At 45.6% G+C, this 24,448-nt stretch carries 28 protein-coding genes; 27 read left to right on the top strand and 1 reads right to left on the bottom strand.

Annotated features, from left to right (window positions below; translation table 11 throughout):
• The first annotated feature begins 103 nt into the window (after positions 1-103).
• The gene (locus tag DWX43_RS02630; protein ID WP_147356284.1) at positions 104-994 is read left to right on the top strand and encodes a hypothetical protein; all 891 of its coding nucleotides are present in this window, start codon (positions 104-106) and stop codon (positions 992-994) included.
• On the opposite strand, the gene DWX43_RS26870 is transcribed toward DWX43_RS02630, so the two are convergent.
• The gene (locus DWX43_RS26870) at positions 991-1,128 is read right to left on the bottom strand and encodes a hypothetical protein (RefSeq protein WP_181368530.1); all 138 of its coding nucleotides are present in this window, start codon (positions 1,126-1,128) and stop codon (positions 991-993) included. The two genes, DWX43_RS02630 and DWX43_RS26870, sit on opposite strands and share 4 nt — an antisense overlap.
• 125 nt (positions 1,129-1,253) lie before the next feature.
• Between DWX43_RS26870 and spoIIIAA the strand changes: the two genes are divergently transcribed.
• From spoIIIAA to DWX43_RS02760, 26 genes are all read left to right on the top strand, one after another.
• On the top strand, positions 1,254-2,198 hold the full coding sequence (spoIIIAA, locus tag DWX43_RS02635; protein WP_109729252.1) for a stage III sporulation protein AA: 945 nt from the start codon (positions 1,254-1,256) through the stop codon (positions 2,196-2,198).
• Positions 2,183-2,701: a stage III sporulation protein AB gene (locus tag DWX43_RS02640; protein ID WP_109729253.1), complete on the top strand. Its 519-nt coding sequence runs from the start codon at positions 2,183-2,185 to the stop codon at positions 2,699-2,701. Before spoIIIAA ends, DWX43_RS02640 begins: the two co-directional genes overlap by 16 nt.
• A gap of 19 nt (positions 2,702-2,720) precedes the next feature.
• Entirely contained in the window at positions 2,721-2,915 is a 195-nt protein-coding gene (gene spoIIIAC / locus DWX43_RS02645) for a stage III sporulation protein AC (protein WP_109729254.1), read from the top strand.
• A 59-nt stretch (positions 2,916-2,974) separates the two neighbouring features.
• Positions 2,975-3,361, top strand: a complete 387-nt coding sequence (locus tag DWX43_RS02650; RefSeq protein ID WP_109729255.1) for a SpoIIIAC/SpoIIIAD family protein — start codon at positions 2,975-2,977, stop codon at positions 3,359-3,361.
• Positions 3,358-4,563, top strand: coding sequence for a stage III sporulation protein AE (locus DWX43_RS02655; protein WP_118618626.1), 1,206 nt, complete (start codon positions 3,358-3,360; stop codon positions 4,561-4,563). The genes DWX43_RS02650 and DWX43_RS02655 overlap by 4 nt, the downstream gene beginning before the upstream one ends.
• A gap of 12 nt (positions 4,564-4,575) precedes the next feature.
• Complete coding sequence (locus DWX43_RS02660; RefSeq protein WP_109729256.1) at positions 4,576-4,941, top strand: stage III sporulation protein AF; 366 nt, start codon at positions 4,576-4,578, stop codon at positions 4,939-4,941.
• Positions 4,931-5,539, top strand: a complete 609-nt coding sequence (locus DWX43_RS02665; protein ID WP_182440602.1) for a stage III sporulation protein AG — start codon at positions 4,931-4,933, stop codon at positions 5,537-5,539. Before DWX43_RS02660 ends, DWX43_RS02665 begins: the two co-directional genes overlap by 11 nt.
• A 14-nt stretch (positions 5,540-5,553) precedes the next feature.
• Entirely contained in the window at positions 5,554-6,174 is a 621-nt protein-coding gene (locus DWX43_RS02670; protein ID WP_109729257.1) for a SpoIIIAH-like family protein, read from the top strand.
• Positions 6,175-6,376: 202 nt separating this feature from the next.
• Positions 6,377-7,969 carry a peptide chain release factor 3 gene (locus DWX43_RS02675; protein WP_109729258.1) on the top strand — a complete coding sequence of 531 codons (1,593 nt, stop codon included), beginning with the start codon at positions 6,377-6,379 and terminating at the stop codon, positions 7,967-7,969.
• A gap of 83 nt (positions 7,970-8,052) precedes the next feature.
• The gene (locus tag DWX43_RS02680) at positions 8,053-8,436 is read left to right on the top strand and encodes an Asp23/Gls24 family envelope stress response protein (RefSeq protein ID WP_109729259.1); all 384 of its coding nucleotides are present in this window, start codon (positions 8,053-8,055) and stop codon (positions 8,434-8,436) included.
• Between the two features lie 500 nt (positions 8,437-8,936).
• Positions 8,937-9,836, top strand: coding sequence for a glycosyltransferase family A protein (locus tag DWX43_RS02685; RefSeq protein ID WP_118618628.1), 900 nt, complete (start codon positions 8,937-8,939; stop codon positions 9,834-9,836).
• Between the two features lie 36 nt (positions 9,837-9,872).
• Complete coding sequence (locus DWX43_RS02690; RefSeq protein ID WP_243099241.1) at positions 9,873-10,082, top strand: barstar family protein; 210 nt, start codon at positions 9,873-9,875, stop codon at positions 10,080-10,082.
• 666 nt (positions 10,083-10,748) lie between these two features.
• On the top strand, positions 10,749-11,180 hold the full coding sequence (gene nusB / locus DWX43_RS02695) for a transcription antitermination factor NusB (RefSeq protein WP_109729261.1): 432 nt from the start codon (positions 10,749-10,751) through the stop codon (positions 11,178-11,180).
• The gene (gene xseA, locus DWX43_RS02700) at positions 11,173-12,387 is read left to right on the top strand and encodes an exodeoxyribonuclease VII large subunit (RefSeq protein ID WP_118618632.1); all 1,215 of its coding nucleotides are present in this window, start codon (positions 11,173-11,175) and stop codon (positions 12,385-12,387) included. Before nusB ends, xseA begins: the two co-directional genes overlap by 8 nt.
• On the top strand, positions 12,377-12,622 hold the full coding sequence (xseB, locus tag DWX43_RS02705) for an exodeoxyribonuclease VII small subunit (RefSeq protein WP_109729263.1): 246 nt from the start codon (positions 12,377-12,379) through the stop codon (positions 12,620-12,622). Before xseA ends, xseB begins: the two co-directional genes overlap by 11 nt.
• Complete coding sequence (locus tag DWX43_RS02710) at positions 12,612-13,502, top strand: polyprenyl synthetase family protein (protein WP_118618634.1); 891 nt, start codon at positions 12,612-12,614, stop codon at positions 13,500-13,502. The genes xseB and DWX43_RS02710 overlap by 11 nt, the downstream gene beginning before the upstream one ends.
• Positions 13,503-13,568: 66 nt before the next feature.
• On the top strand, positions 13,569-15,443 hold the full coding sequence (gene dxs, locus DWX43_RS02715) for a 1-deoxy-D-xylulose-5-phosphate synthase (RefSeq protein WP_109729265.1): 1,875 nt from the start codon (positions 13,569-13,571) through the stop codon (positions 15,441-15,443).
• Between the two features lie 2 nt (positions 15,444-15,445).
• Positions 15,446-16,249 carry a TlyA family RNA methyltransferase gene (locus tag DWX43_RS02720; protein WP_109729266.1) on the top strand — a complete coding sequence of 268 codons (804 nt, stop codon included), beginning with the start codon at positions 15,446-15,448 and terminating at the stop codon, positions 16,247-16,249.
• Between the two features lie 10 nt (positions 16,250-16,259).
• On the top strand, positions 16,260-17,093 hold the full coding sequence (locus tag DWX43_RS02725) for an NAD(+)/NADH kinase (protein WP_109729267.1): 834 nt from the start codon (positions 16,260-16,262) through the stop codon (positions 17,091-17,093).
• Between the two features lie 4 nt (positions 17,094-17,097).
• Positions 17,098-17,556: an arginine repressor gene (gene argR, locus DWX43_RS02730; RefSeq protein WP_109729268.1), complete on the top strand. Its 459-nt coding sequence runs from the start codon at positions 17,098-17,100 to the stop codon at positions 17,554-17,556.
• 9 nt (positions 17,557-17,565) lie between these two features.
• Positions 17,566-19,242 (top strand): DNA repair protein RecN, encoded by a 1,677-nt coding sequence (gene recN / locus DWX43_RS02735; protein WP_109729269.1) that lies wholly within the window; start codon positions 17,566-17,568, stop codon positions 19,240-19,242.
• A gap of 141 nt (positions 19,243-19,383) precedes the next feature.
• Entirely contained in the window at positions 19,384-20,466 is a 1,083-nt protein-coding gene (gene spoIVB / locus DWX43_RS02740) for a SpoIVB peptidase (RefSeq protein WP_109729270.1), read from the top strand.
• A 92-nt stretch (positions 20,467-20,558) separates the two neighbouring features.
• Positions 20,559-21,347, top strand: coding sequence for a sporulation transcription factor Spo0A (gene spo0A / locus DWX43_RS02745; protein WP_109729271.1), 789 nt, complete (start codon positions 20,559-20,561; stop codon positions 21,345-21,347).
• An 84-nt stretch (positions 21,348-21,431) separates the two neighbouring features.
• Positions 21,432-22,880, top strand: coding sequence for a glycogen synthase GlgA (gene glgA, locus DWX43_RS02750; protein ID WP_109729272.1), 1,449 nt, complete (start codon positions 21,432-21,434; stop codon positions 22,878-22,880).
• A gap of 42 nt (positions 22,881-22,922) precedes the next feature.
• Positions 22,923-23,792 (top strand): methylenetetrahydrofolate reductase [NAD(P)H], encoded by an 870-nt coding sequence (metF, locus tag DWX43_RS02755; protein WP_109729273.1) that lies wholly within the window; start codon positions 22,923-22,925, stop codon positions 23,790-23,792.
• A 12-nt stretch (positions 23,793-23,804) separates the two neighbouring features.
• The gene (locus DWX43_RS02760) at positions 23,805-24,446 is read left to right on the top strand and encodes a vitamin B12 dependent-methionine synthase activation domain-containing protein (RefSeq protein WP_118618636.1); all 642 of its coding nucleotides are present in this window, start codon (positions 23,805-23,807) and stop codon (positions 24,444-24,446) included.
• Positions 24,447-24,448 lie beyond the last annotated feature (2 nt).

A 24,448-nucleotide genomic window follows, 5' to 3' on the forward strand; every position in this document is an offset into this window, starting at 1 on the left:
AAACATAACCAATAGTTTAAAAAATAATCTAATAGATGTTGACAAATTATATCCATTAGATTAAAATTGCCTTGACCAAAGAGAAATTATGGAGAAAAGCAGAATGACTAAAGAGAAAATACCTGCAGGCAGCTATCCTGCAGGTTATATAAAAGAGCTGTACGAATTGGAAATATCAGTGTTAGAACAGAATAAAATACTGGATTGTATCACTTATCATCTGACAAATGATACGCCTGATCTGAAAAAAGAGGCAGGCCGGGAAGCTGTTAAAAGGAAAAGTCTGTCGGAGACATTCCGGGCAGCATTTTTCCTGTGTGTTCCATGCATTTTAATCATTCTGATCATATCGGCAGTGACGGCGCTGTTCAATAGTGTGAGTAAAGAATTGTTGAAAAATGTTGAGGCGGGGCTGGCCGGTTCCATATCTACATACTATAAGATTACGGTTGTGCTCTGTATAATTGTTTGTGTTTTTGTCTGCTATATGAGAATTATGCAGGACAGGGATGATGCAGAAAAGAATAGAGTTATCCTGATCCAGAATCATTTTCAGGATTATAAAGCGAGTCTCCAGTTCCAATACAATATTGGCCGTCAGAATTTAATACGGACTAATCAAATACTGGAGGCACGGTATAATACCCTGGATATAGCCCATCGGTACCGTGGGCTGGTTCCAATAGCTTCTATTTATCAATATCTGTCAGATGGGAGATGCCTTAATCTGGAAGAAGCGTGTGACCTGTACGAAAGTGAATCAGAGCAGGGCCTCGTTGCCCGGGATATAGATAACCTGGAGGAAAGGCAGGGCCGGACCGGGGAAAACCAGAGCATGCTGTATAATGCAGTCAAAGAGGCAGATCATACATATACAAAAATAAGGGCAGATATCCAAAGACTTGCGGATGAGGCCCATATCATTCCGCCGGAATCCGAACTGAGAAAGTACAATGCAGTAATATCAGCCCAGCTGTCAGCAGAAAACATCTAATAACCGCCATATTCCAGCCCAGCCAGAAGCGTGCCCCCAGGCACAATCAGGAGTCCCTCCCTGAAAATGGAAACTTTTGATTCAAATTCCAGCAAAGAAGGGGTGCATTCTGGCACCGGGGCATTTTTAATCATAAATCTGAGTAAGCCTCCGCAGTCTGGCGGAGTCTTACTCAGTTCTTAAATTAATCAAATAAATCCCTCAATTACTACTCATATTTTATAGATCCCCTCATATATTGTTTAAAGAGGTGGACAAGATGAATGAAAATAGCAGAAAACAGCAGGTGCTTCAGGTACTTGCGCGTCCGGTCCGTTCAGTTGTTGAGAATGAGGCTCTGGATTTTAAAAAGGTACAGGAAATCCGGCTTCGGATTGGGAAGCCTCTGATGGTCATTTATAACAATGAGGAACGGATACTGCCAAATGGGCAGCCGGAAGGACACGTTGTTACGAGAGATGAGATCAGGGAGACACTGGAATATACCAGTCATTACTCACTCTATGCCTATGAACATGAGATGAGACAGGGATTCATTACCATTGAAGGAGGGCACCGTGTGGGAGTGATGGGAAAAGCAGTACTGGAAGGAGACCACGTGAAGAATCTCCAGTACATTTCTTCCGTGAATATAAGGATGTCCCATGAGGTACTGGGGTGTGCGGATAAGATTCTGCCTTACATTACGAAGAATGCACAGGTGTGCCATACGCTTGTTATTTCCCCGCCGAGGTGCGGGAAGACGACCTTGATCCGGGACCTGATAAGGCAGATTTCAGATGGAAATACCTATGTAAAAGGGTGTACGGTTGGCGTGGTTGATGAAAGGTCTGAGATCGGCGGCTGCTATCTGGGAGTAGCCCAGAACGAGCTGGGAATGCGCACCGATGTGCTGGACTGTTGTCCGAAGGCGGAGGGGATGATTATGCTGATCCGTTCTATGGCGCCGCAGGTGATTGCGGTGGATGAAATCGGTTCGGCGGAGGATATCCATGCGATTGAGTATGCAATGCAGTGCGGATGCAAGATGATTGCAAGCGTACATGGACTTACGATGGATGAGGCACATGATAAGCCTGTGCTTGGCAGGCTGATAAAAGAACGCAGGTTTGAACGCTATATAGTACTGGGAAATGAAAAACGGCCTGGAGAGGTGAAGGCAATCTATGATGAACGGGGGAGCCTGCTATGCAGAGATTTATAGGGAGCCTGCTTATTATAGCGGCGACTACGGGGGCAGGGATTGCCTACGGCACGGAATTGCAGCGGTATCTGGAGAAACTGCTGTATATCCGGCATATTGTGTACATGCTAAAGGGCGAGATTGAGTATTCCAATGCGCCGCTGGGAGAAGTGTTCGGACGAGTTGCCGTGAGAACAAAGGAACCTTACCGGAAGTGGCTTAAGGCTATGGAGAGGCAGGTTGAGTACCGCGAAGAAGATGAGTTTTCCAAGATATGGAACCGTTCCATTGACAGATATTTGAAGGAACTGCATCTGAAAAGTGTCCATTCCATCCAGTTGAAAGAACTTGGAACCTTTTTGGGACAGCTGGACCCGGATACATCCAGCAGGACGATGCAGCTTTATCTGAACCGTCTGGAACTGGAAATAGAAAAAGTGAGAGAAGGAATGGCAGCAAAGAAAAGGATCAGCAACTGTCTTGGTGTGATGGGGGGCATCTTTCTGGTTGTCATACTGATATAACTACAAGTGGGAGGAGTCCATGACCATAAATCTGATATTTAAAATTGCAGCAGTCGGAATATTGGTTTCGATTCTGAGCCAGGTGCTGAAACACAGCGGAAGAGATGAGCAGGCATTTCTTACAAGTTTTGCGGGACTGATCCTTGTATTGTCCTGGGTGCTGCCTTATATCTATGACCTGTTTATATCTATCAAACAGTTATTTTCTCTGTGACACACAGGAACACGGACAGCATAACGAAGCAATAAAAAATGCAGGAGGGGAGTACGTCTATGAGTATGATTCAAATCGGGGCAATCGGTGTCATCGGGGCGCTTTTATCTATTCAGTTTAAGAGCGGCAAATCAGAATACGGTGTCTATATGAGTGTGGCAATCAGTATTCTGATCTTTGTCTGTATTGTAGACAAGCTGGAGCTGTTTGTCAGGACGGTATCCCAGATAAGCCAGTATATCAAGATTGATACAAGCTATATCGCCACGATGCTGAAAATGATCGGAATCACATACATAGCCGAGTTTTCTTCCAGTGTCTGCAAAGATGCCGGATACCAGACAATTGCAGTCCAGATCGAAATCTTCAGCAAACTCACGATTCTTGCCCTCGGGATGCCGGTACTGCTCGCCCTTCTGGAGACGATCAGGGAGTTTCTGGCATGAAACATAAAAGAAAGATAATAAAATGGGAATATATGTTATGTCTTGTATTTCTGGCCGCCATCATAATGGGGCCGGGACCGTTGACTGCATATGCGGCGGAAACGGATACGAAAGGGGAAGGTCCAGCGGTAGATTACGATGAAGTCGAGAGTGAAACCGAGAGCAGACTGTTCTCTGAGTTTGATTTTACGGAAATCGATGACAGCCTTAAGAAAATCTTTCCGGATGAAAAAATGAGTTTTCAGGAACTGGTCTCTTCCTTAATCGACGGGGGAGGGCAAGATGCCGGAAAACTGGTCCTTGAGTTCATAAAGGACCAGCTGGGGTATGAATTTAGGTATAACAGGCAGAATCTGGCGTATATGCTGCTGATTGCAGTCATAGCTGCAGTCTTTACGAATTTTTCCAATGCATTTCAGAATAAGCAGGTATCCGAGATCAGTTTCTATGTCTTATACATGCTGCTGATTACGATGTGCCTGAATGCATTCAGGATTGCAATGGCCGGGATCGAAGGGCATCTGGAGATCCTGCTGGACTTTATGCGCGTGCTGTGTCCAAGCTATTTTCTTGCTGTGGCGATTGCCTCCGGAAGCAGCAGTTCCCTAATTTTTTACAACATTGTACTTTTCCTGATCTATATTGTAGAAGTACTGATTCTGAAATTCCTGCTTCCGATTGTCAACATTTATATTATGGTACAGGTGATGAACTATCTGGCGGGAGAGGAATACCTGTCCCAATTCGCGGAATTGTTAAAAAAGCTGGTCGCCTGGATCCTTAAGACACTTGTAACCTGTGTAATCGGAATCAATCTGATCCAGGGCATGCTGGCCCCGGCAATCGACGCCCTTAAGAGGAGTGCATTGACAAAGGCGGCGGAGGCGATTCCGGGGATTGGCAATGCGATCGGCGGTGTGACGGATGTGGTACTGGGGACTGCCGTGCTGATTAAGAATGGAATCGGCATGGCGGGGGCGGCCATTCTGATCGCGGTCTGTGCAGTCCCTATTCTGCAGATGGCAGTGATGACACTGATGTATAAACTGGCGGCCGCTCTGGTCCAGCCTGTTTCGGATAAACGGATTACCGGGTGCATCAGCAGCGTGAGCGAGGGGTATGAGCTTCTGGTAAAGGTTGTATTTTCAACAGGGGTCCTATTCCTGCTTACCATTGCGGTCGTGACAGCAACGACAACCTGACGGGGGATGGAGATGTTTGAGTTTTTATATGAATGGATACAGAATCTGGCATTTTATCTGGTCATTATTACGGCAGTGCTCCAGATTCTTCCGGGAAAGAACTATAAGAGATATATCCAGTTTTTTTCCGGCATGGTAATGATTCTGCTTATGCTTACACCGGTTCTGAAGCTGACAGGTAAGGAAGACACCTTCTACAGCCTGTATCACAGCAAGGAATATGAGATGGAAAAAGAGGAAATTGAGAGGCAGAAAGATTATTTAAAGGATCTGGACATTCTGGATTTTCTCCCTGAAGAATATCAGGAAGGGACTGACCATGAGGAGGAAGAGTCTCAAAATAAGGTAGAAGTGGAGGATATACAGGTTGGACAATAAGTGGAAAGCCCTGCTGGATAAGCTAAAAGATAAAAAAATGCTCCCTAAAAAAAATCAGCTGCTGATTCTCCTGCTCGTTGGAATCCTCCTTGTGGTGATTGCGATTCCAACTCCGGATAAGAAGAAAAATGCAGGGGACAGTGATTCAGCCGCGTCTGCGGGCACGGCGGATAATGGATACCCGGATACAAGTGAGGAATATGAGGAATATCTGGAAAACAGAGTTGCCAGGGCGCTGGAATATGTCGAGGGGGTCGGAAAGACAGAGGTGATGATTACCTTAAAATCTTCCGGACAGAAAATCATAGAGAAGGACCAGCAGCAGAGCAGCCAGAAGACCGATGAGGAGGACAGCTCGGGAGGCACAAGGATCGTGCAGGACAATTCGAGTGATAAAACAAGCATCTATGAGCAGGGGGCGGACGGTTCGCAGTCGCCTTATGTGAGTAAGGAAATGACACCGGAAATAGCCGGTGTCATTGTAATCGCGGACGGGGGAGATAATGCAGTCGTAGTACAGAATATTACTGAAGCAATACAGGCATTATTCGGTGTAGAGGCGCATAAAATAAAAATAATGAAAAGGACTGATACATAAAAGGAGGATTCCAAGTGAAGCGTTTATTTAAGAAAAATCAGATCATCATTACTACTTTGGCAGTTATGATTGCCATTGCCGGATACCTGAATTATTCAGGGCGGCTGTTCGGAGAAACGGAGAAAAGTACTACTGAAGCAAATGCAGAGCTGGCAAACAAGGAGCTCTTGGACATCTCGGAAGAAGATGTTGAGACAGGGACAGGGGACATTGCAAGCAATGATTCCGAGGTGGAAGGAACACCGGGGGCAGCGGTGCTGACTAACGGCGGAACAGATACGACGGTAGCGCAGGCTAAAGTGGCCAGAGAACAGGTCCGTGCCCAGAATAAAGAAACTCTTCAGGCAATTATCGACAATACAAATATCAGTGATGAGGAGAAACAGGATGCAGTTGCACAGATGGTCAAGATGACAGAGCTTTCTGAGCAGGAAGTGGCAATCGAAACACTGATGGCTTCCAAAGGATTTTCAGATGCAGTGGTAAGCCTGACGGCTGATTCTGCCGATATCGTCGTAGACAGTGCAGAACTGACAGATGCGAACCGCGCCCAGATCGAGGATATTGTGACAAGGAAGACAGAAATTTCACCGGAAAATATAGTAATTACTCCTATCCATGAAAGCGGGGAATAGGAAGGCTACATAAATACTGGAAATATTTTGCACAATTCATCTATAAAAAGAATCAAACGTGTAAAAAATTCTGGAAATTGGGCAGAATATTTCCAGCAAACAATTGCGGCGTCCCTGTTATTGTGTTAAAATTATTCGTATCTGTCCAGAACAGTTACGATGATTCATCATGTTCAGCAGCAGAATAGGAGATTTGAAAGATATGTCAGAGATTACGAATGAAATAAAGAAAAGAAGAACATTTGCGATAATATCCCACCCGGATGCCGGAAAGACTACTCTTACGGAGAAGTTCCTGCTTTATGGCGGCGCCATCAACCAGGCGGGGTCCGTGAAAGGAAAAGCGACTGCAAAGCATGCAGTATCAGACTGGATGGAGATTGAGAAGGAAAGAGGTATTTCCGTCACATCATCCGTGCTGCAGTTTAATTATGGCGGCTTCTGTATTAACATCCTGGATACACCGGGGCATCAGGATTTCTCGGAGGACACGTACCGCACGCTGATGGCGGCGGATTCGGCCGTGATGGTGATAGATGCATCAAAGGGTGTTGAGGCACAGACGAGGAAGCTGTTTAAGGTTTGTGTTATGAGGCACATCCCGATTTTTACGTTTATCAATAAGATGGACAGGGAGGCGAGGGATACTTTCGAGCTTTTAGATGAGATCGAGAAGGAACTGGGAATTGCAACCTGCCCGATTAACTGGCCGATTGGTTCAGGAAAGGCTTTTAAAGGGGTATTTGACAGGGAGCAGAAGGAAGTAGAACTCTTTTCCGATACAAATAAAGGCACCACAACAGGTGAAGTGCGCAAGATTGATGTCAATAACCCGGAGCTTGACTGGATACTGGGTACAGAGGCGAAGATCGCTCTGGAGGACGAGATTGAACTGCTGGATGGCGCTTCAGCGGAATTTGATCAGGAGATGGTTAATAAGGGAGAACTTTCCCCCGTATTCTTCGGATCTGCATTGACAAACTTTGGAGTTGAGACATTTCTGGAGCACTTCCTGAAAATGACAACCTCACCGCTTCCCAGGATGTCGGATCACGGTGAGATTGATCCCATGAAAGAAGAGGATTTTTCTGCATTTGTATTTAAGATTCAGGCGAATATGAATAAGGCACACAGAGACAGAATCGCATTTATGAGAATCTGTTCCGGTGCGTTTGAAGCAGGGATGTCCGTCTATCATATACAGGGCGGGAAAGAAGTGCGCCTGTCCCAGCCCCAGCAGATGATGGCAAGCGAGAGAAAGATCATCGAAAATGCATACGGCGGCGACATCATCGGTATTTTTGACCCCGGTATTTTTTCTATCGGGGATACACTTACAACATCGAAAGAACGGTTTGCATACGAGGGAATCCCAACCTTTGCACCGGAACACTTCGCAAGAGTGCGGCAGATGGATACTATGAAACGGAAGCAGTTCGTAAAAGGAATCAACCAGATCGCACAGGAAGGTGCGATTCAGATATTCCAGGAATACAATACCGGTATGGAGGAGATCATTGTCGGTGTAGTAGGCGTTCTGCAGTTCGACGTACTGAAATACCGCCTGAAGAACGAATACAATGTTGAAATCCGTCTGGAAAACCTTCCGTATGAATATATCAGATGGATTGAAAATGAAGAGATCAACATGGATAAACTGGTAGGAACCTCAGACATGAAGAAGATCAAGGACTTAAAAGACCGTCCGCTTTTGTTGTTTGCACACGAGTGGAGCATTCGCATGACACTGGACCGCAACAAGGACTTAAGGCTTTCTGAATTCGGACGTTCCTGATATTTCCCTTTGCAAACATAGGGATATTTGTTATAATGTAAAAAGGATGAAAAAAGATTCAAACCGACAGGAGGTTTTTACAAATGGCAAAGGATGAAAGAAATACCTATTCAATACAGAACGACTCCAGTTTAGGAGAAGTTAAGATTGCAGACGAAGTAGTTGCAATCATAGCAGCACTGGCCGCTACAGAAGTAGAGGGTGTTGCATCAATGGCAGGGAATATCACAAACGAGCTGATCAGCAAGCTCGGCATGAAGAACCTTTCCAAAGGCGTAAAGGTGGACGTGCTTGAGGGCGTAGTGACCGTATCACTGGCACTGAACCTGAAATATAACTACAGTATCATGGAGATCTCTTCCAAGGTACAGGAAAAAGTAAAAAATGCTGTCGAGAACATGACAGGACTCGAAGTAGCAGACGTCAACATCAAAGTAGCAGGCGTCGAGATGGAGAATCAGGAGTAGGATAGCGGATGGCAAGTGGGCGACAGGGGTCCGCTTTGTGAGGGGACGGGCGGTGAGCTGTGCCGGATGGGCCTGTACCGCTGCAGAGTGCACGTCGTTTGCTAACGGATTCTAAGAACAAAAAAGCGGAAAACAGAAGTACGGCTGACACATCACGGGAAAATTGATATTTTCCCGCTCCGGGTCAGCCAGAAACGTGATTCGGAATCACGTTTCTCCCTCTGTTTTCCGCTTTTTTATTCTAAGAATTCGTAAGCCGCACTTTAAGCACTCTGCAACGGCACAGGCCCATCCAGCCCAGCTCACCACCCGCCCCCTCACAAAGCTGGGCTTCTTCCGGCCGTATGCATAGCGCTTCCTGCGGAAGCTGATGCGGGGAGTAAACCGCTATGTTGGAGATAACAGCAATGATGGTGCACTGATTGGAAGTCTTCCACTTTCGGAATATGGATATGTATTTGAAGTTGAAGCTATAATTTGAAAGCAGGGTGAAAATTGGAATGAATTTTATAGATATTGAGGTTGTTATAACGAGTTACAATCAAGGGTTCATGATTTTGGAAGCAGTTCAATCAGTATGTAACCAAACACTATTGCCCAAAGGAATAATCATTGTAGACGATGGCACAACAGATAGATATTCTCTTGATATATTAAGCAGTATAAAAAATAATTCTGAATTACCAATTCCGATAACTATACATTTTCAATCGAATGGTGGAGTATCGGCAGCAAGAAATGCTGGTATCAAAAAAACTCAATCATCAATGGTTTTAGTTCTTGACGGAGATGATAAACTCGAATCCGAATATATTGAAAATGTTAGCAAATTACTCTGCGATGATCCCCAAATGGTTATAGCTTCGTCTTGGATGCACACTTTTGGAGTTTTAGATGCTACTGTTTGTCCTACTGGCGGAAATATAGTACCTTTCTTATCTCACAATTGTTGTCCAGCAACACATATTTTTCGTAAGAAATTTTATGAACAATGTAAGGGTTATGATGAAACTATGCGTTCAGGCTTTGAGGACTGGGATTTCTTTTTAAGTATGCTAGAAACTACACCAGACGCACATGTTGGAATTATTGAAAAACCATTGATTAACTATCGAACTGCCCCTGCTTCTGCAAATATAAAAAGTATGGATAAGCGACTTGAACTTATGCGTTATATCATAGAAAAACATAAGAGTAGTTATTGCAATAATATCACAAATGTATTACTGGATATTGAAACTATTTCTAATTCAAGGTTACTTGGATGGGAAAATGAAATTATTTATTCAATAAAAAAAGGTCAAAAGTTAAGTGAATCAGCAAGTAGTTTTATTAAAACCCCATCTTATGGCGATGGTGGAATGGCTTCAGCGGTTAGGATCGTATCAATTGATAAGTAAATATATAAACGGTATTTGTTGAAATGTGTCTTGGAGGTGATACCGTGCGAAAGAAATTTAGATGCATTTAATGATATTCTACGTGGCGGGTTTGGGAGACATGATTATGGAGAACCTATTCTGATTGTGTGGAAGCACTTTGAGCGAAGCAAGCGAACCCTCGGCGGTGAGGCTGTGAATTTAATTGAAGAAATCATTTTAGACAGTGATAACTCAGGTCATGATTGTGTTTTAGTAAAATCGTAATGGAAGAAAATGTGCTGTCTACGTAGCCACAGATTTTATTGACTATTTAAATGAGTGGATATTTCCTGATCAGCAATCGACACTTATCAAAAGGCTGGATTATTATAGTTATGAATTGCCGGATGAGTATGAGGATTATCCACAATTTAATTTTTAAGATATTAAATTATTAGGCTGATATTGATATTGGTATTGACATTGAGAACTCCAGCGAATTTATACGATCTTATGGCAGTGAGCCCCGCAGGGGAGCATGGTTTTTTGTGATTGGATGTACCTAGCTTGACGGGAGGGGGCACGAGGGGCGGGGGTGGGGTTGGATTGGCATAAATGAAACTTAGCAGGACTTAATAAAAATGAGTCGGATCAGCGGAATGAAATTTGTTTTCCAAAACAAATTTCAACAAAGGCTAAGCTTTGTTTGCATAGGGCAAACAGAGCGCATCCCTTGGATTTCCGCTGATCCGGCTCATTTTTATTTAGACCTGCTTAGTGGAATGATCTGCAATCCAACCCCACCCCCGCCCCTCGTGTCCCCTCCTGTCAAGCGGCCCATACCAAAACAACCGCATTTTTAAATTGCAATGGGTGGGGATTGTGTTGTATAATGATTAGGTCGCAATACATCCTTTATTTTCTAACGGATGTAAATGGAAAGGAGACACTATGGTAAGAAGAGAACTTCGGGAACATATTTTTAAGATGCTGTTCCAGATTGAATTTAATGAGATGAGTGATATGCCGGAGCACCTGGAGCTTTATTTTGAAAATCTGCTGAGTGCTTCAGATGATGATAAAGAATACATAAAGACCAAGTTCGAAGCAATTGTGTCCAGAGTGGAAGAAATTGACAAGATTTTGAATGAGAAGACGACCGGGTGGAAGACTATAAGGATGAGCAAGGTTGATCTTACGATTCTGCGTCTTGCAGTTTATGAGATGAAGTGGGATGATGATGTGCCGACAGGGGTTGCGATCAACGAGGCTGTGGAACTGGCGAAGAGATTCAGCGGCGAAGAAGGGCCTGCATTTGTGAATGGCGTACTTGCAAAGCTGACAGATGAAAGGTCAGAGAAGGATAAACAGAAAGATGCGTAATGTCTATACAGTAAGGCAGGTTAACACATATATTAAGAATATGTTCACTCAGGACTTTATGCTGAACAGGATATATATCAAGGGTGAGGTGTCTAATTGTAAATATCATACGTCAGGGCATATATATTTTTCGTTAAAGGATGAGTCCGGCACGATAGCCTGCGTAATGTTCGCGGGTTCGCGGTCAGGGCTTTCTTTTCGTATGCAGGAGGGCCAGCAGGTGGTTGTGCTGGGATCTGTCAGTGTATATGAGAGGGATGGAAAGTACCAGCTCTATGCAAAAGAAATCATACTTGACGGCGCGGGGCTCCTTTATGAGAAGTTTGAGGCACTGAAAAAGGAACTGGAAGAGATGGGCATGTTTGCTAAGGACTACAAACAGCCTATTCCCCAATATGTAAAGACAGTCGGGATTGTGACGGCGCCTACGGGTGCTGCCGTGCGTGATATTATCAATATTGCGTCCCGCAGGAACCCTTATGTGCAGCTGATTCTGTACCCTGCTCTTGTGCAGGGGGAAGGGGCGGTACAGAGTATTGTCCGCGGAATCAGGACACTGGAGGAAAAAGGCGTGGATGTCATGATCGTTGGCCGCGGGGGCGGTTCGATCGAAGACCTCTGGGCTTTTAACGAAGAGGCGGTTGCAAGGGCGATATTTGACTGCCGTGTACCGGTGATTTCTGCGGTCGGACATGAGACTGATACAACGATCGCCGATTATGTTGCTGATTTACGTGCACCGACGCCCTCGGCTGCGGCAGAGCTGGCCGTTTATGAATATCTCGGGACCGCCGGTGTGATGCGGGAATATGAGGCGCGCATGAGGCGCAGTATGATGCAGCGGATTACGAGGGAGAGAAGCCGTGCAGGACAGGCTGCACTGAAGTTAAAACTGGCACATCCGAGGCAGAAGCTGCTTCAGCAGAGACAACGTGCGGCAGATACGGAGCAGAGACTGCGGTTTTTGATGGAAGACTGTCTTAGGAAGAAGCGGCACCGGTTTGCACTCTATGTAGAACAGATGAAAGGTTTATCGCCCCTTGCAAAGCTGAACCAGGGGTATTCCTATGTGGAAGGGAATGCCGGTGAAAATATAAAGTCTGTGCATCAGACAAAACAGGGGGATCTAGTAAGAATTTATATGACGGATGGAAGTATCCGTGCAGAGGTAAAAGAGATTGCGGAGGTGACAGAAGATGGCAGGTAAGACGGCCGCTAAGGCGAAAGAAGCCAAACAGGAGAAGAAGCTCTCTCTGGAGGAATTGTTCGAAAGTCTGGACGGGGTTGTTGCCAGACTGGAAGGGGAGGATGTATCTCTGGAAGAATCATTCCAGCTTTATCAGAAGGGGATGGAGATGCTAAAAGAGTGCAACGAAACAATCGATACTGTAGAGAAAAAGGTTCAGATACTGGATGAGGATGGAGAGACTCATGAATTTTAAAGAAGCATACCAGAAAAAAGTAGAAGAAATTGAACGTATACTGAGAAAATACCTCCCTGAGAAGGAAGGCTTCCAGAAAGTGATTATGGAAGCAATGGAATACAGCCTGATGGCGGGCGGCAAGAGACTCAGGCCCATGCTGATGCAGGAGACTTACAGGCTGTTCGGCGGGAATGATGTTGTAATTGAACCGTTCATGGCGGCGATAGAGATGATCCATACTTACTCCCTTGTTCATGATGATCTGCCGGCGATGGATAATGATGACTACCGCCGCGGAAGAAAGACGACCCATGTTGTGTACGGGGAGGACATGGGTATTCTGGCCGGTGACGCACTACTGAATTACGCGTTTGAGACTGCTGCGAAGGCCTTTGACCTGTCTGCCAAGGACAGTCTGAGGATTGGGCGGGCCATTCAGATTCTGGCCGGTAAAGCAGGAATCTACGGGATGATAGGCGGCCAGGTGGTAGATGTAAAGTCTGCCGGAACAACTGTTTCCGGAGAAGTACTGGATTTCATTTACCAATTAAAGACAGGGGCTTTGATGGAATCGTCAATGATGATCGGGGCGGTGCTTTCCGGTGCGAATGAGGCGCAGGTTAAAACAGTAGAAGAGATAGCAGGCAAGGTTGGACTGGCTTTCCAGATTCAGGATGATATCCTTGATGTCACCAGCACCGCCGAGGTGCTTGGTAAACCAATCCACAGTGACGAGAAGAACGAGAAGACTACTTACGTCACATGGAAAGGGCTTGAGGAGGCTAAAAAACTTGTGGAACAGATTTCACAAGAGGCAGTACTAAAGCTGGATGGCCTGAATCCAAAGGATGACTACCTAAAGGAACTGCTGGTGTCACTGATTAGCCGTGACAAATAAAAAAGTACCGTAAAGAGCAGGCAGACTGCTTTAGGGCTGAAACTAAGTAAGAGAGAGGGATTCCTTATGATACTGGAGAAAATTCAAAAGGAAAACGATATAAAAGAACTGGAGCCGGAAGAACTGGGGCCGCTGGCGGAAGAGATCAGGGAATTTCTAATCGAAAAAATTAGTAATACGGGGGGCCATCTGGCGTCGAACCTGGGCGTGGTGGAGCTTACTATGGCCCTGCATCTGGTATTCGACCTGCCTGACGACAAGCTGATCTGGGATGTGGGGCATCAGGCATATACCCATAAGCTTCTGACAGGCCGGAGGGCCGGGTTTGATGATCTTCGGAAGTATGGCGGCATGAGCGGGTTCCCAAAGCGCAAGGAAAGTGACTGTGATGCCTTTGATACGGGCCACAGTTCTACATCCATCTCGGCAGGGCTCGGGTATGTGGCTGCCAGAGACATTCTGGGAGAAGAACACCATGTCGTGTCCATCATTGGGGACGGTTCCATGACGGGTGGAATGGCTTATGAGGCATTGAATAATGCCGCACGCCTGAAAAGTAATTTTATCATCGTTCTCAATGACAACAATATGTCTATTTCTGAGAATGTGGGAGGCATGTCCAGATATCTGAACGGCCTGCGTACGGCAGAGGCATATGTCGGCTTGAAAAAAGGCGTGGAAGATACGCTTATGAAAATTCCCGTACAGGGAGAGAAGATCGTGCACCAGATGAAAAAGACGAAGAGCGGATTAAAGCAGCTAATCGTCCCCGGTATGTTTTTCGAGGATATGGGGATCACGTATCTCGGTCCTGTGGACGGACATGACGTGAGAAAACTTTACAAAATCTTAAATGAGGCCAAGCGTGTTGACCATGCGGTCCTTGTCCATGTGCTGACAAAAAAGGGCAAAGGCTATGAACCAGCGGAGAAGAATCCTTCCAGATTCCACGGGACAGGTCCTTTCGTGATAGAAACGGGGGAGGCTAAGTCCTCCGGCGGAAAAGACAGCTATACGGATGTCTTTTCAAAGGTTTTGTGCGATATTGGCAGACATGATGAAAAGGTCACTGCAATCACTGCAGCAATGGCAGGGGGTACCGGGCTGGACCGTTTCCAGAAGTATTTCCCTGACCGGTTTTTTGATGTGGGGATCGCGGAGGAACATGCACTTACCTTTGCGGCGGGACTGGCGGCAGGCGGAATGAAACCGGTGGTTGCCCTGTACTCCTCGTTCCTGCAGAGGGCATATGACCAGACAATACACGATATCTGCCTGCAGAAGCTTCCCGTTGTGCTTGCCGTGGACCGTGCGGGCCTGGTGGGAAGTGACGGGGAGACCCATCAGGGACTGTTCGACCTTTCGTTTTTATCCACCATCCCGAATATGACGGTTATGTCTCCCAAGAACCGCTGGGAGATGGCGGATATGGTACGTTTTGCGGTTGACTTCGGTTATCCGGTTGCTCTGAGGTATCCTCGCGGGGAAGCGTACGAGGGGCTGAAAGAGTTCCGTGAAAAGCTGCAGTATGGCCGAAGTGAGATCTTGTATGAGGAAGAAGATATTGCAATCTTTTTTGTAGGGCATATGGCTTCTATCGCTGAGAAGGTGCGGATCCGGTTAAAAGATATCGGGTACAGCTGCAGTCTGGTCAATGCAAGGTTTGTCAAGCCGCTGGATCAGGATGTACTGGAACAGCTGGCTGCGGAACATGAGCTTTTCGTCACAATCGAGGAAAACGTCCTAACAGGCGGATATGGCGAACAGGTTCTGGAATATGTCTCAAGGGCGCGTCTGGGTGTGCATATGCTGAATATCGGGATACCCGATGATTATGTAGAGCACGGCAATGTAGATGTGCTGCGCAGGGAAGTCGGCCTGGACGAGGAGACCATCGTAAAACAGATTATTACAGAATACTTGACGATAAGGAAAGAATAGACATGAAGGAACGATTAGATGTTCTGCTGGTAAAACGAAACCTTGCAGAATCCAGAGAAAAAGCAAAGGCAATCATTATGTCCGGCAATGTATTCGTGGACGGGCAGAGAGAGGACAAGGCGGGTTCCTCCTTCCCGGAAGAAGTCCGGATCGAGGTGAAGGGGCATACGCTGCCCTATGTTAGCCGCGGCGGGCTGAAGCTGGAGAAGGCACTTGCTAATTTTGACGTTACAGTGGAAGGAAAGGTATGTACGGATGTGGGCTCCTCCACGGGCGGTTTTACAGACTGCATGCTTCAGAACGGTGCAGTGAAAGTATTTGCCATAGATGTGGGAAGAGGGCAGCTGGACTGGAAACTGCGGCAGGATGAGCGGGTGGTCTGTATGGAGAAGACGAATATCCGTTATGTGACACCTGAGGACATCGGCGAGCCGGTGGATTTTTCATCCATTGATGTCTCCTTTATCTCCCTGACAAAGGTACTGGAACCGATCCGCAATTATCTGACAGAGGATGGGGAAATCGTGGCGCTGATCAAACCTCAGTTCGAAGCAGGCCGTGAGAAGGTCGGAAAAAAGGGTGTCGTGAGGGAACGCAGTACGCACCATGAGGTCATAGAAAAAGTGGCGTCCTATGCAAATTCCATAGGATTTGAGATCTTAAATATCGACTTTTCACCTATCAAGGGACCCGAGGGAAACATCGAGTACCTGATTCATTTAAAAAAGTGTGCAGAAGGTGCACCTGAGATTGCAGTTGATCTTCAGTCTGTCGTGGACAGGGCGTTTGAAACACTGGCAAAGTAAGAGGTGGGGAATGGATAATTTTTATATGATAACGAATATGCTCAAGGACGGTGACCTCAAAATTACAAAAGAGATCATGGGCTATATCGAAAGGAATAACAGGAAGTGCATTTTATCGGAAAAGGATGAGGAAGGCCATATCATCCCCGGTACGGTGCCGAAGGGCATGGAGTGTGCACTTGTGCTTGGCGGTGACGGTACACTGATCCGCGCCGCACGGGAACTGGAAGGTCATAATATACCGCTGCTTGGAATTAATCTTGGGACGCTGGGGTATCTTACAGAGGTAGAGCTTAGAGATTATCAAAAAGCACTGGACCGGTTATTTACTACGGTACCGGATATTGAACAGCGTATGATGATGCATGGTACGGTAGAGGGACTCATAGATGATGTGGCGATGAACGATATCGTGGTGACGAGGGAAGGAAGTCTGCGTGTCGTGCATTTCAATGTCTATGTCAACGGGGAGATGCTGAACAGTTATCTGGCAGATGGTGTAATCATATCCACACCGACAGGGACTACAGGATATAACCTGTCGGCGGGCGGCCCGATTGTGGAACCGACTGCAAGCATGTTTGTGATTACACCAATCTGTTCACATGCGCTCAATACGAGCAGCATCGTTCTTTCCGCAGAGGATACGATAGAAGTGGAAATATGCGAAGGCCGTTACGGAAGGACAGAACATGCCAGCGTGACGTTTGACGGGGCAAGTACAATACCACTTGTGACAGGCGACAAGATTCTGATCAGGAAGGCACGTGAGACAACAAAGCTGATAAAACTGAGTAAAGAGAGTTTTATGAAGACTATGCGCAAGAAAATGAAAGGAAACTAGAACAATGAAGGTCAGTCGTCATGCAAAAATAATCGAATTAATTAGCCAGAATGATATTGAAACACAGGAGGAACTGGCGGAGCGTCTGAATAATGCGGGATTCAAAGTAACTCAGGCAACCGTTTCCAGAGACATCCGTGACCTGAAGCTTACCAAGGTATCAGTGGATGGCGGAAAGCAAAAATATGTAGTGCTGAGGCCCGAAGAAGACGGGATGAGTGAGAAGTATATCCGTGTATTGAAAGACGGGTATATTTCAATGGATATGGCACAGAATATTCTTGTAATTAAAACGGTCTCAGGCATGGCAATGGCAGTTGCAGCGGCAATCGACGCTATGAAATGGAAAGAAGTAGTGGGCTGTATCGCAGGGGATGACACGATTATGTGTGCGATTCGCAGTGTAGATGAGACAGTAGCTGTTATGGACAAGATTCGGAAGATTGTGTCAAAAGGGAATTAGGAAAAAAATATGTTACAATATCTGCATGTAAAAAACTTAGCATTGATTGATGAAATTGAAGTAGAATTCCGGCAGGGGTTAAATATCCTGACCGGAGAGACAGGAGCCGGGAAATCTATTATTCTGGGCTCTGTGAACCTTGCCCTCGGCGGCAGGTATAACGCAGATATGCTTCGCAGCGGCGCACAGTTCGGCCTTGTGGAGTTGATCTTTACCGCAGAGGATGAGTCTGTTGTAAAACAACTGGAGGCTCTGGATATTTTCCCGGAAGACGGGATGCTGGTGCTGTCCAGAAAACTAATGGAAGGACGTTCTGTAAGCAAGATTAACGGCGAGACGGTCAATATGAGTGTGCTGAAAGATGTAGCCAGTATTCTGATTGACATTCACGGGCAGCACGAGCACCAGGCGCTGTTACATAAAAAGAACCATCTGGCCCTTCTGGACGTTTACGCAAAGGACAAAATAGAGCCGATGAAGGCTTCTATTTCCAGAGCTTACAGGGAGTATCAGAAATGTAAAAAGGCAGTGGAAGAATCCGGTATGGATGAACAAAGCAGGCAGAAAGAAATTTCTCTGACAGAGTTTGAAGTGAGGGAGATTGAAGAAGCAGGCCTTCGGATGAATGAAGATGAGGAACTGGAATCACTCTATCAGCGTATGACAGAGAGCAGACGCTTTACGGAAGGAATCTCGGAGACTTACCAGTATACAAGTGAATCTGCCGCAGGGAACGCCAGTGACCTGCTAAGCCGTGCAATACGTGCATTCCAGGATGTCAGTGAGTGTGATGACAAGGGTGCTGCCCTGTATGAACAGCTTGTAGAGATTGACAGCCTTCTGAATGATTTTAACCGGGAACTTTCCGAATATGAAAAGAGCTTTGATTTTTCAGAGGAAGATTTTTACGAGACAGAGAACCGCCTGAACCTGATCAACCATTTAAAGGCAAAATATGGGAACAGTGTCAGTGAAATCCAGGAATATTGCCAGATCAGGAAGGAAAGACTAAACGAACTGAAAGATTATGAAAATTATATTGCTGAATTGGAAGAGAACCTTAAAAAATGCGAAAAAGAATTGGAGAAGCATTCTGTTGCATTAAGTAAAGAGAGGCAAAAGGCATCCGTTTCTTTTGTGAAAGAAATTACGCAGGGGCTGAAAGACCTGAATTTTCTCGATGTGAAGTTTGAAATGCGGCTTAACCGTCTTGAAACCTATTCTTCCAATGGAGTGGACGATGGTGAATTTTACATCTCGACAAATCCGGGAGAAGACCTAAAACCGCTGGGAAATGTGGCATCCGGCGGTGAACTTTCCAGAATTATGCTTGCAATCAAGACGGTGCTTGCGGATAAAGAGGATACGCCGACCCTGATTTTTGATGAGATTGACACAGGAATAAGCGGGATAACGGCCGGTAAAGTCGCGGAGAAGATGCACGTGATCGGAAACAGCCGGCAGGTGATCTGTATCACACACCTTCCCCAGATTGCAGCAATGGCAGATGCCCATTATCTGATTCAGAAAGAAGCAAAGTCTAATATCACAAAAACAGAAATCTCCTGTCTTGGAGAACAGGAGTCTGTCGAGGAGCTTGCGAGACTCTTAGGCGGTGCAAAAGTTACCGGCAAGATTCTGGAGAGCGCCGCGGAGATGAAAGAAATGGCAAAGCGTGAAATATAATACCAGAGTGAAAACTGCTATGTGTACACATACTAAAACGGATACCAGAGATGGTATCCGTTTTTCTTTCTAATAAGGGAAACTCCATTTTAAAAAGTGCATGTCAGTTAATTGACAGAAGCACGGGAAGGGTGTGGATGCATGGATAAGCGCTGGCAGAATCGACTGCTTGTTTTATTTTCTGCTGTTTTTTTGTCTTCGGCGGCGGGATATTTTGGGTGGATGGCGGCTGATGCTGTGGAGCAGACTGAGGTCAGCACAGAAGCAATCAGCGAAGATACTGTGCTGGTTGGCGGAATGCCGGTTGGTATCTATATGGAGACAGACGGGGTGATGGTGCTGGATACAGACCATATCAAAGGAATAGACGGTGTGGATTATGAACCGGCAGGCCATCTGGTAAAATGCGGGGATTATATTACCGGATTTAACGGGAAAAAGATTGATAATAAGAAAGAATTGATGGAATCACTGAAAGAACTCGATGAGGATGAAGTCGTACTGCAGTTAAGAAGAGATGATGAGACGATTGATGTGAAGGTTAAGCCTGTAGAATGTGAACCGGATGAGTACAAGCTGGGAATCTGGGTGAGGGACAATGTACAGGGGCTGGGAACCGTAACGTTTTTGACAGGGAACAGTGAATTCGGTGCTCTGGGGCATGGGATCCATGACACAGATACGAATGTCCTGCTGTCAATTGCAGATGGAACCCTGTACAAGACGAGCATCCATTCCATAAAAAAGGGTGAAAATGGAATTCCGGGAAGCATGGAAGGCATCATTGTCTATAACGGCTACAACAAATTAGGCACTATTGAAAAAAATACAGACGAAGGAATATATGGAAAGGTTGACAAAATCGACGAACTGTTTACCGACCAGATTCCTGTACAGACTGCGGCCAAAGAAGAGGTGGAAGTGGGCGACGCGACAATACGTTGCTTTGTCGACAATGAGGTCAAGGAATATAACATTAAGGTGACAGATATCGACTATTCCGGACGGGAAGCCAACAAGGGACTGGTGATCCAGGTGACAGACCCCGGACTCCTTGAAAAGACGGGGGGAATCATACAGGGGATGAGCGGGAGCCCCATCCTCCAGAATGGGAAACTGATCGGTGCTGTGACCCATGTATTCGTGCAGGATTCCACAAAAGGTTACGGCATTTTTATCGAAAATATGCTGGAGAATGTTGCAAGTCATAGTTTGTCGAATTAGAGCAACAAATTACCCTTGATTCTGCAATCATTGACAGATATAATAATCGAGTGGCGTTTCTCAGTCCGGGTCCTTAAGAGGAGAGAGGGATTATGGAACATTTAAACGTGGCCATCGCTGATGATAATGAGAGAATTCTGGATTTACTGGAAGAAATTATCAACATGGACAAGGAACTGAATGTGGTGGGAAAGGCTAAAAACGGTGAGGAGATGTGTCAAATCATCAGAAATCAACAGCCAGACGTGGTTTTACTTGATCTGATTATGCCGAAAATGGACGGATTAACCGTTATGGAGCAGATTAATCAGGATAAAACTATGACAAAACGCCCTGATTTTATTGTCGTAACAGCGGTTGGACAGGAAAAAATTACAGAAGATGCTTTCAACAAAGGCGCAAATTACTACATCATGAAACCTTTTAATAACGAGATGTTGTTGAATCGTATAAAAACTGTAAGAAAAGTGTTCCGGAATCACGATAAGAAAAATGATGAAATTACTGGAAATACCAATATCAGAGAAGAAGACCTGGAAAACCGTGTCACTAACATGCTTCATGAGATTGGGATTCCTGCACATATCAAAGGGTACCATTATTTAAGAGATGCAATAATGATGGCTGTTGAAGATATGGATGTACTGAATGCTATTACAAAAGTACTATATCCGACAGTGGCAAAAAAATATCAGACAACATCCAGCCGTGTGGAGCGCGCAATCCGCCATGCAATTGAAGTGGCGTGGAACCGCGGGAAACTGGATACGCTGGATGAATTGTTTGGTTATACTGTCAGCACAGGAAAGGGGAAACCGACGAATTCTGAATTCATAGCTTTGATTGCGGATACGATCCAATTGGAGTATAAGCACAGATAATTCTTCCCTTTGCTCAGAAAATGAGGTATAATAGTCAGTAATAAGGCTTCGAAGAGAACTCAAGGAAAGTGGAGGGATGTATTTATGAAAAACATTTTATTTGCATCTTCAGAATGTGTACCTTTTATTAAAACAGGTGGATTGGCAGATGTTGTCGGCTCATTGCCAAAGTATTTCGACAAGAAGGAATATGATGTCAGGGTTGTTCTGCCAAAGTATACATGCATGAACCAGAAGTGGAAAGATATGCTGGAGTATGAAAGTCATTTTTATATGGACATCGCTGGAGTCGACCAGTATGTCGGAATCTTGAAGTGTGTATATGACAAGATCACCTTTTATTTTATTGACAATGAATTTTATTTTGGCGGTTTTGCACCGTATGACGGGGATCCTAAGTGGAATATTGAGAAGTTTGCATTTTTCTCAAAGGCAGTGCTTAGTATTCTTCCGGTGATCGGTTTCCGCCCGGATCTGATCCACTGTCATGACTGGCAGACAGGGCTGATTCCTGTTTATCTGGATAACTTCCGTTATCTTGGGGAGTATTACCGGGGGATCAAGTCTGTAATGACAATACATAACTTAAAATTCCAGGGAGTATGGGACACGAAGACTGTACGCCAGATCACCGGGCTGCCGGAATATTATTTCGCTCCGGATAAGATGGAAGCATACAAAGATGCGAATCTGCTCAAAGGCGGAATCGTATATGCAGATAAAGTAACGACCGTCAGCCAGACCTATGCGGAGGAGATTAAGACTCCGTTCTACGGGGAGGCACTTGACGGATTGATGAGGGCGAGAGCCAATGATTTATGCGGTATTGTGAACGGGCTGGATTATGAAGAGTATTGTCCGTTTTCAGATACCAGGATTGCGAGAAAGTTTACCGTAGAGACTTTCAGAAAGAACAAACCTTTTAATAAGGCGGCTCTTCAGGAAGAACTCGGGCTGGAGAAAGACAACAAAGTAATGTTGATCGGAATGGTATCCAGACTGACGGACCAGAAGGGGTTTGACCTGATAGACTATGTTATGGATGAACTTTGCCAGGATGCGGTTCAGATTGTCGTACTTGGCACAGGAGATGCAAAATACGAGAACATGTTCAGACATTTTGCATGGAAATACTCAGGAAAGGTTTCTGCCAATATCTTTTATTCGGAGGAGTTATCGCATAAAATTTATGCATCATGTGATGCGTTCCTTATGCCTTCCTTATTTGAACCATGCGGGTTAAGCCAGCTTATGAGCCTCCGCTACGGAACAATCCCGATCGTAAGGGAGACCGGCGGTTTGAAAGATACTGTAGAACCCTATAACGAATTTGAAAAGACCGGAACTGGTTTCAGCTTCAGCAATTACAATGCGCAGGAGATGCTGAATACCGTCCGTTACGCAGAACGTATCTATTACGATAAGAAACGTGACTGGAATAAAATTGTAGAGCGCGCCATGAATATGGACTTTTCATGGAAGAATTCTGCAAGGCAGTACAATGATTTATATAAGAGCCTGATCGGTGAATAGAAGGGGCTGCTGCGTGAAAACGATACACAGGAGAGTAAAGGCATGAAGATTATAGACAGACTGAAAGAAGACAGGATACATATATCGTTTGAAGTATTTCCGCCAAAGACAGACGCGGGGGTTGATAATGTAATGAGGGCTACAGACAGGATTGCTGAACTTAGGCCTGATTTTATCAGCGTAACATACGGTGCCGGCGGCGGAACCAGCAGGAATACAGCGAAGATCGCGAAGCATATCAAAGAGGATCTGGGGGTCGAGAGTCTGGCACACCTTACATGTGCATCATCCACAAAGGATGAGGTGAGGGGTGTAATCTCGAATCTGAAAGAACTGGGAATAGAGAACATTCTGGCGCTCCGCGGGGACATCCCGGCAGACCAGCCGTTCCCGACAGAAGACAGGTTCCATTATGCTTACGAATTGGTTGAGGAGATTCGCAGGTCAGGTGATTTCTGTATCGGCGCAGCCTGTTATCCGGAGGGCCATGTTGAGAATGAGCACAAGGAAGATGATATCAAGTTTCTGAAGCAGAAAGTGGACAGCGGTGTTGATTTTCTGACGACCCAGATGTTTTTCGACAATGATATTCATTACAATTTTTTATACCGTATCCGTGAAGCCGGAATCACGGTACCGGTGCTGCCGGGTATCATGCCTATTACGAGTGCAAAGCAGATGAAGCGCAGCTTAGAATTATCCGGGACAGTTTTCCCAAGAAGATTTCAGGCAATTCTGGACAGGTTCGGTGATTATCCGAATGCGATGGAACAGGCCGGGATCGCATATGCAACGGATCAGATTATCGACCTGCTTGCGAATGGTGTGAAGAATATTCATATTTATTCCATGAATAAGCCAGAGACAGCAGAAGCAATTATGCGCAATTTATCAGAAATAATAAAATGCTAGGAGTTATAACAGATGGATGATATGACAAAAGAGGCCATCCGTTATCTGGGGTATGGAAAGCATGCGGTAGATGAAAGAACTCTTGCTTTGATTTCAGATTCTTTTCGGAATCTGGAGGAGACGGCAGGCAGGAAATCCATCTATCGCATCTTTGATTTCAATCAGACGGCGGATGATGAGTTTACAATAGGAACGAGTGCGATACAGAGTTCAAGTCTCGGCAGGAATCTCAAAGGATGCAGGAAAGTTATTCTGTTTGGCGCTACGCTTGGCGCCGGTGTTGACAGGCTGATTACACGTGCATCTGTCACAAATATGGCGGGGGCTGTTGTACTTCAGGCATGCGCGGCCGCTTTGCTTGAGGAATACTGTGACAGGTGCCAGACTGAGATTGGCATGGAAATGGAAAAAGAAGGGCTTCACTTAAGGCCGAGATTCAGTCCCGGATATGGAGATTTCGACATTCGCTTTCAGGCCCCGCTCATACAGATGCTGGATTGTGCGAAGACGATCGGGCTTACGATGACGGACAGTTACATGATGACGCCGACGAAATCTGTAACTGCCGTGATTGGGGCAAGTGATACGGCGGAGAAATGCCATATAAAGGGCTGTGAAGTTTGTGAAAAAAAGGATTGCATATACAGAAGATAATA

Source organism: Clostridium sp. AF19-22AC, assembly GCF_003479085.1.
In the GTDB taxonomy this organism is placed as follows: Bacteria; Bacillota; Clostridia; order Lachnospirales; family Lachnospiraceae; genus Faecalicatena_A; species Faecalicatena_A orotica.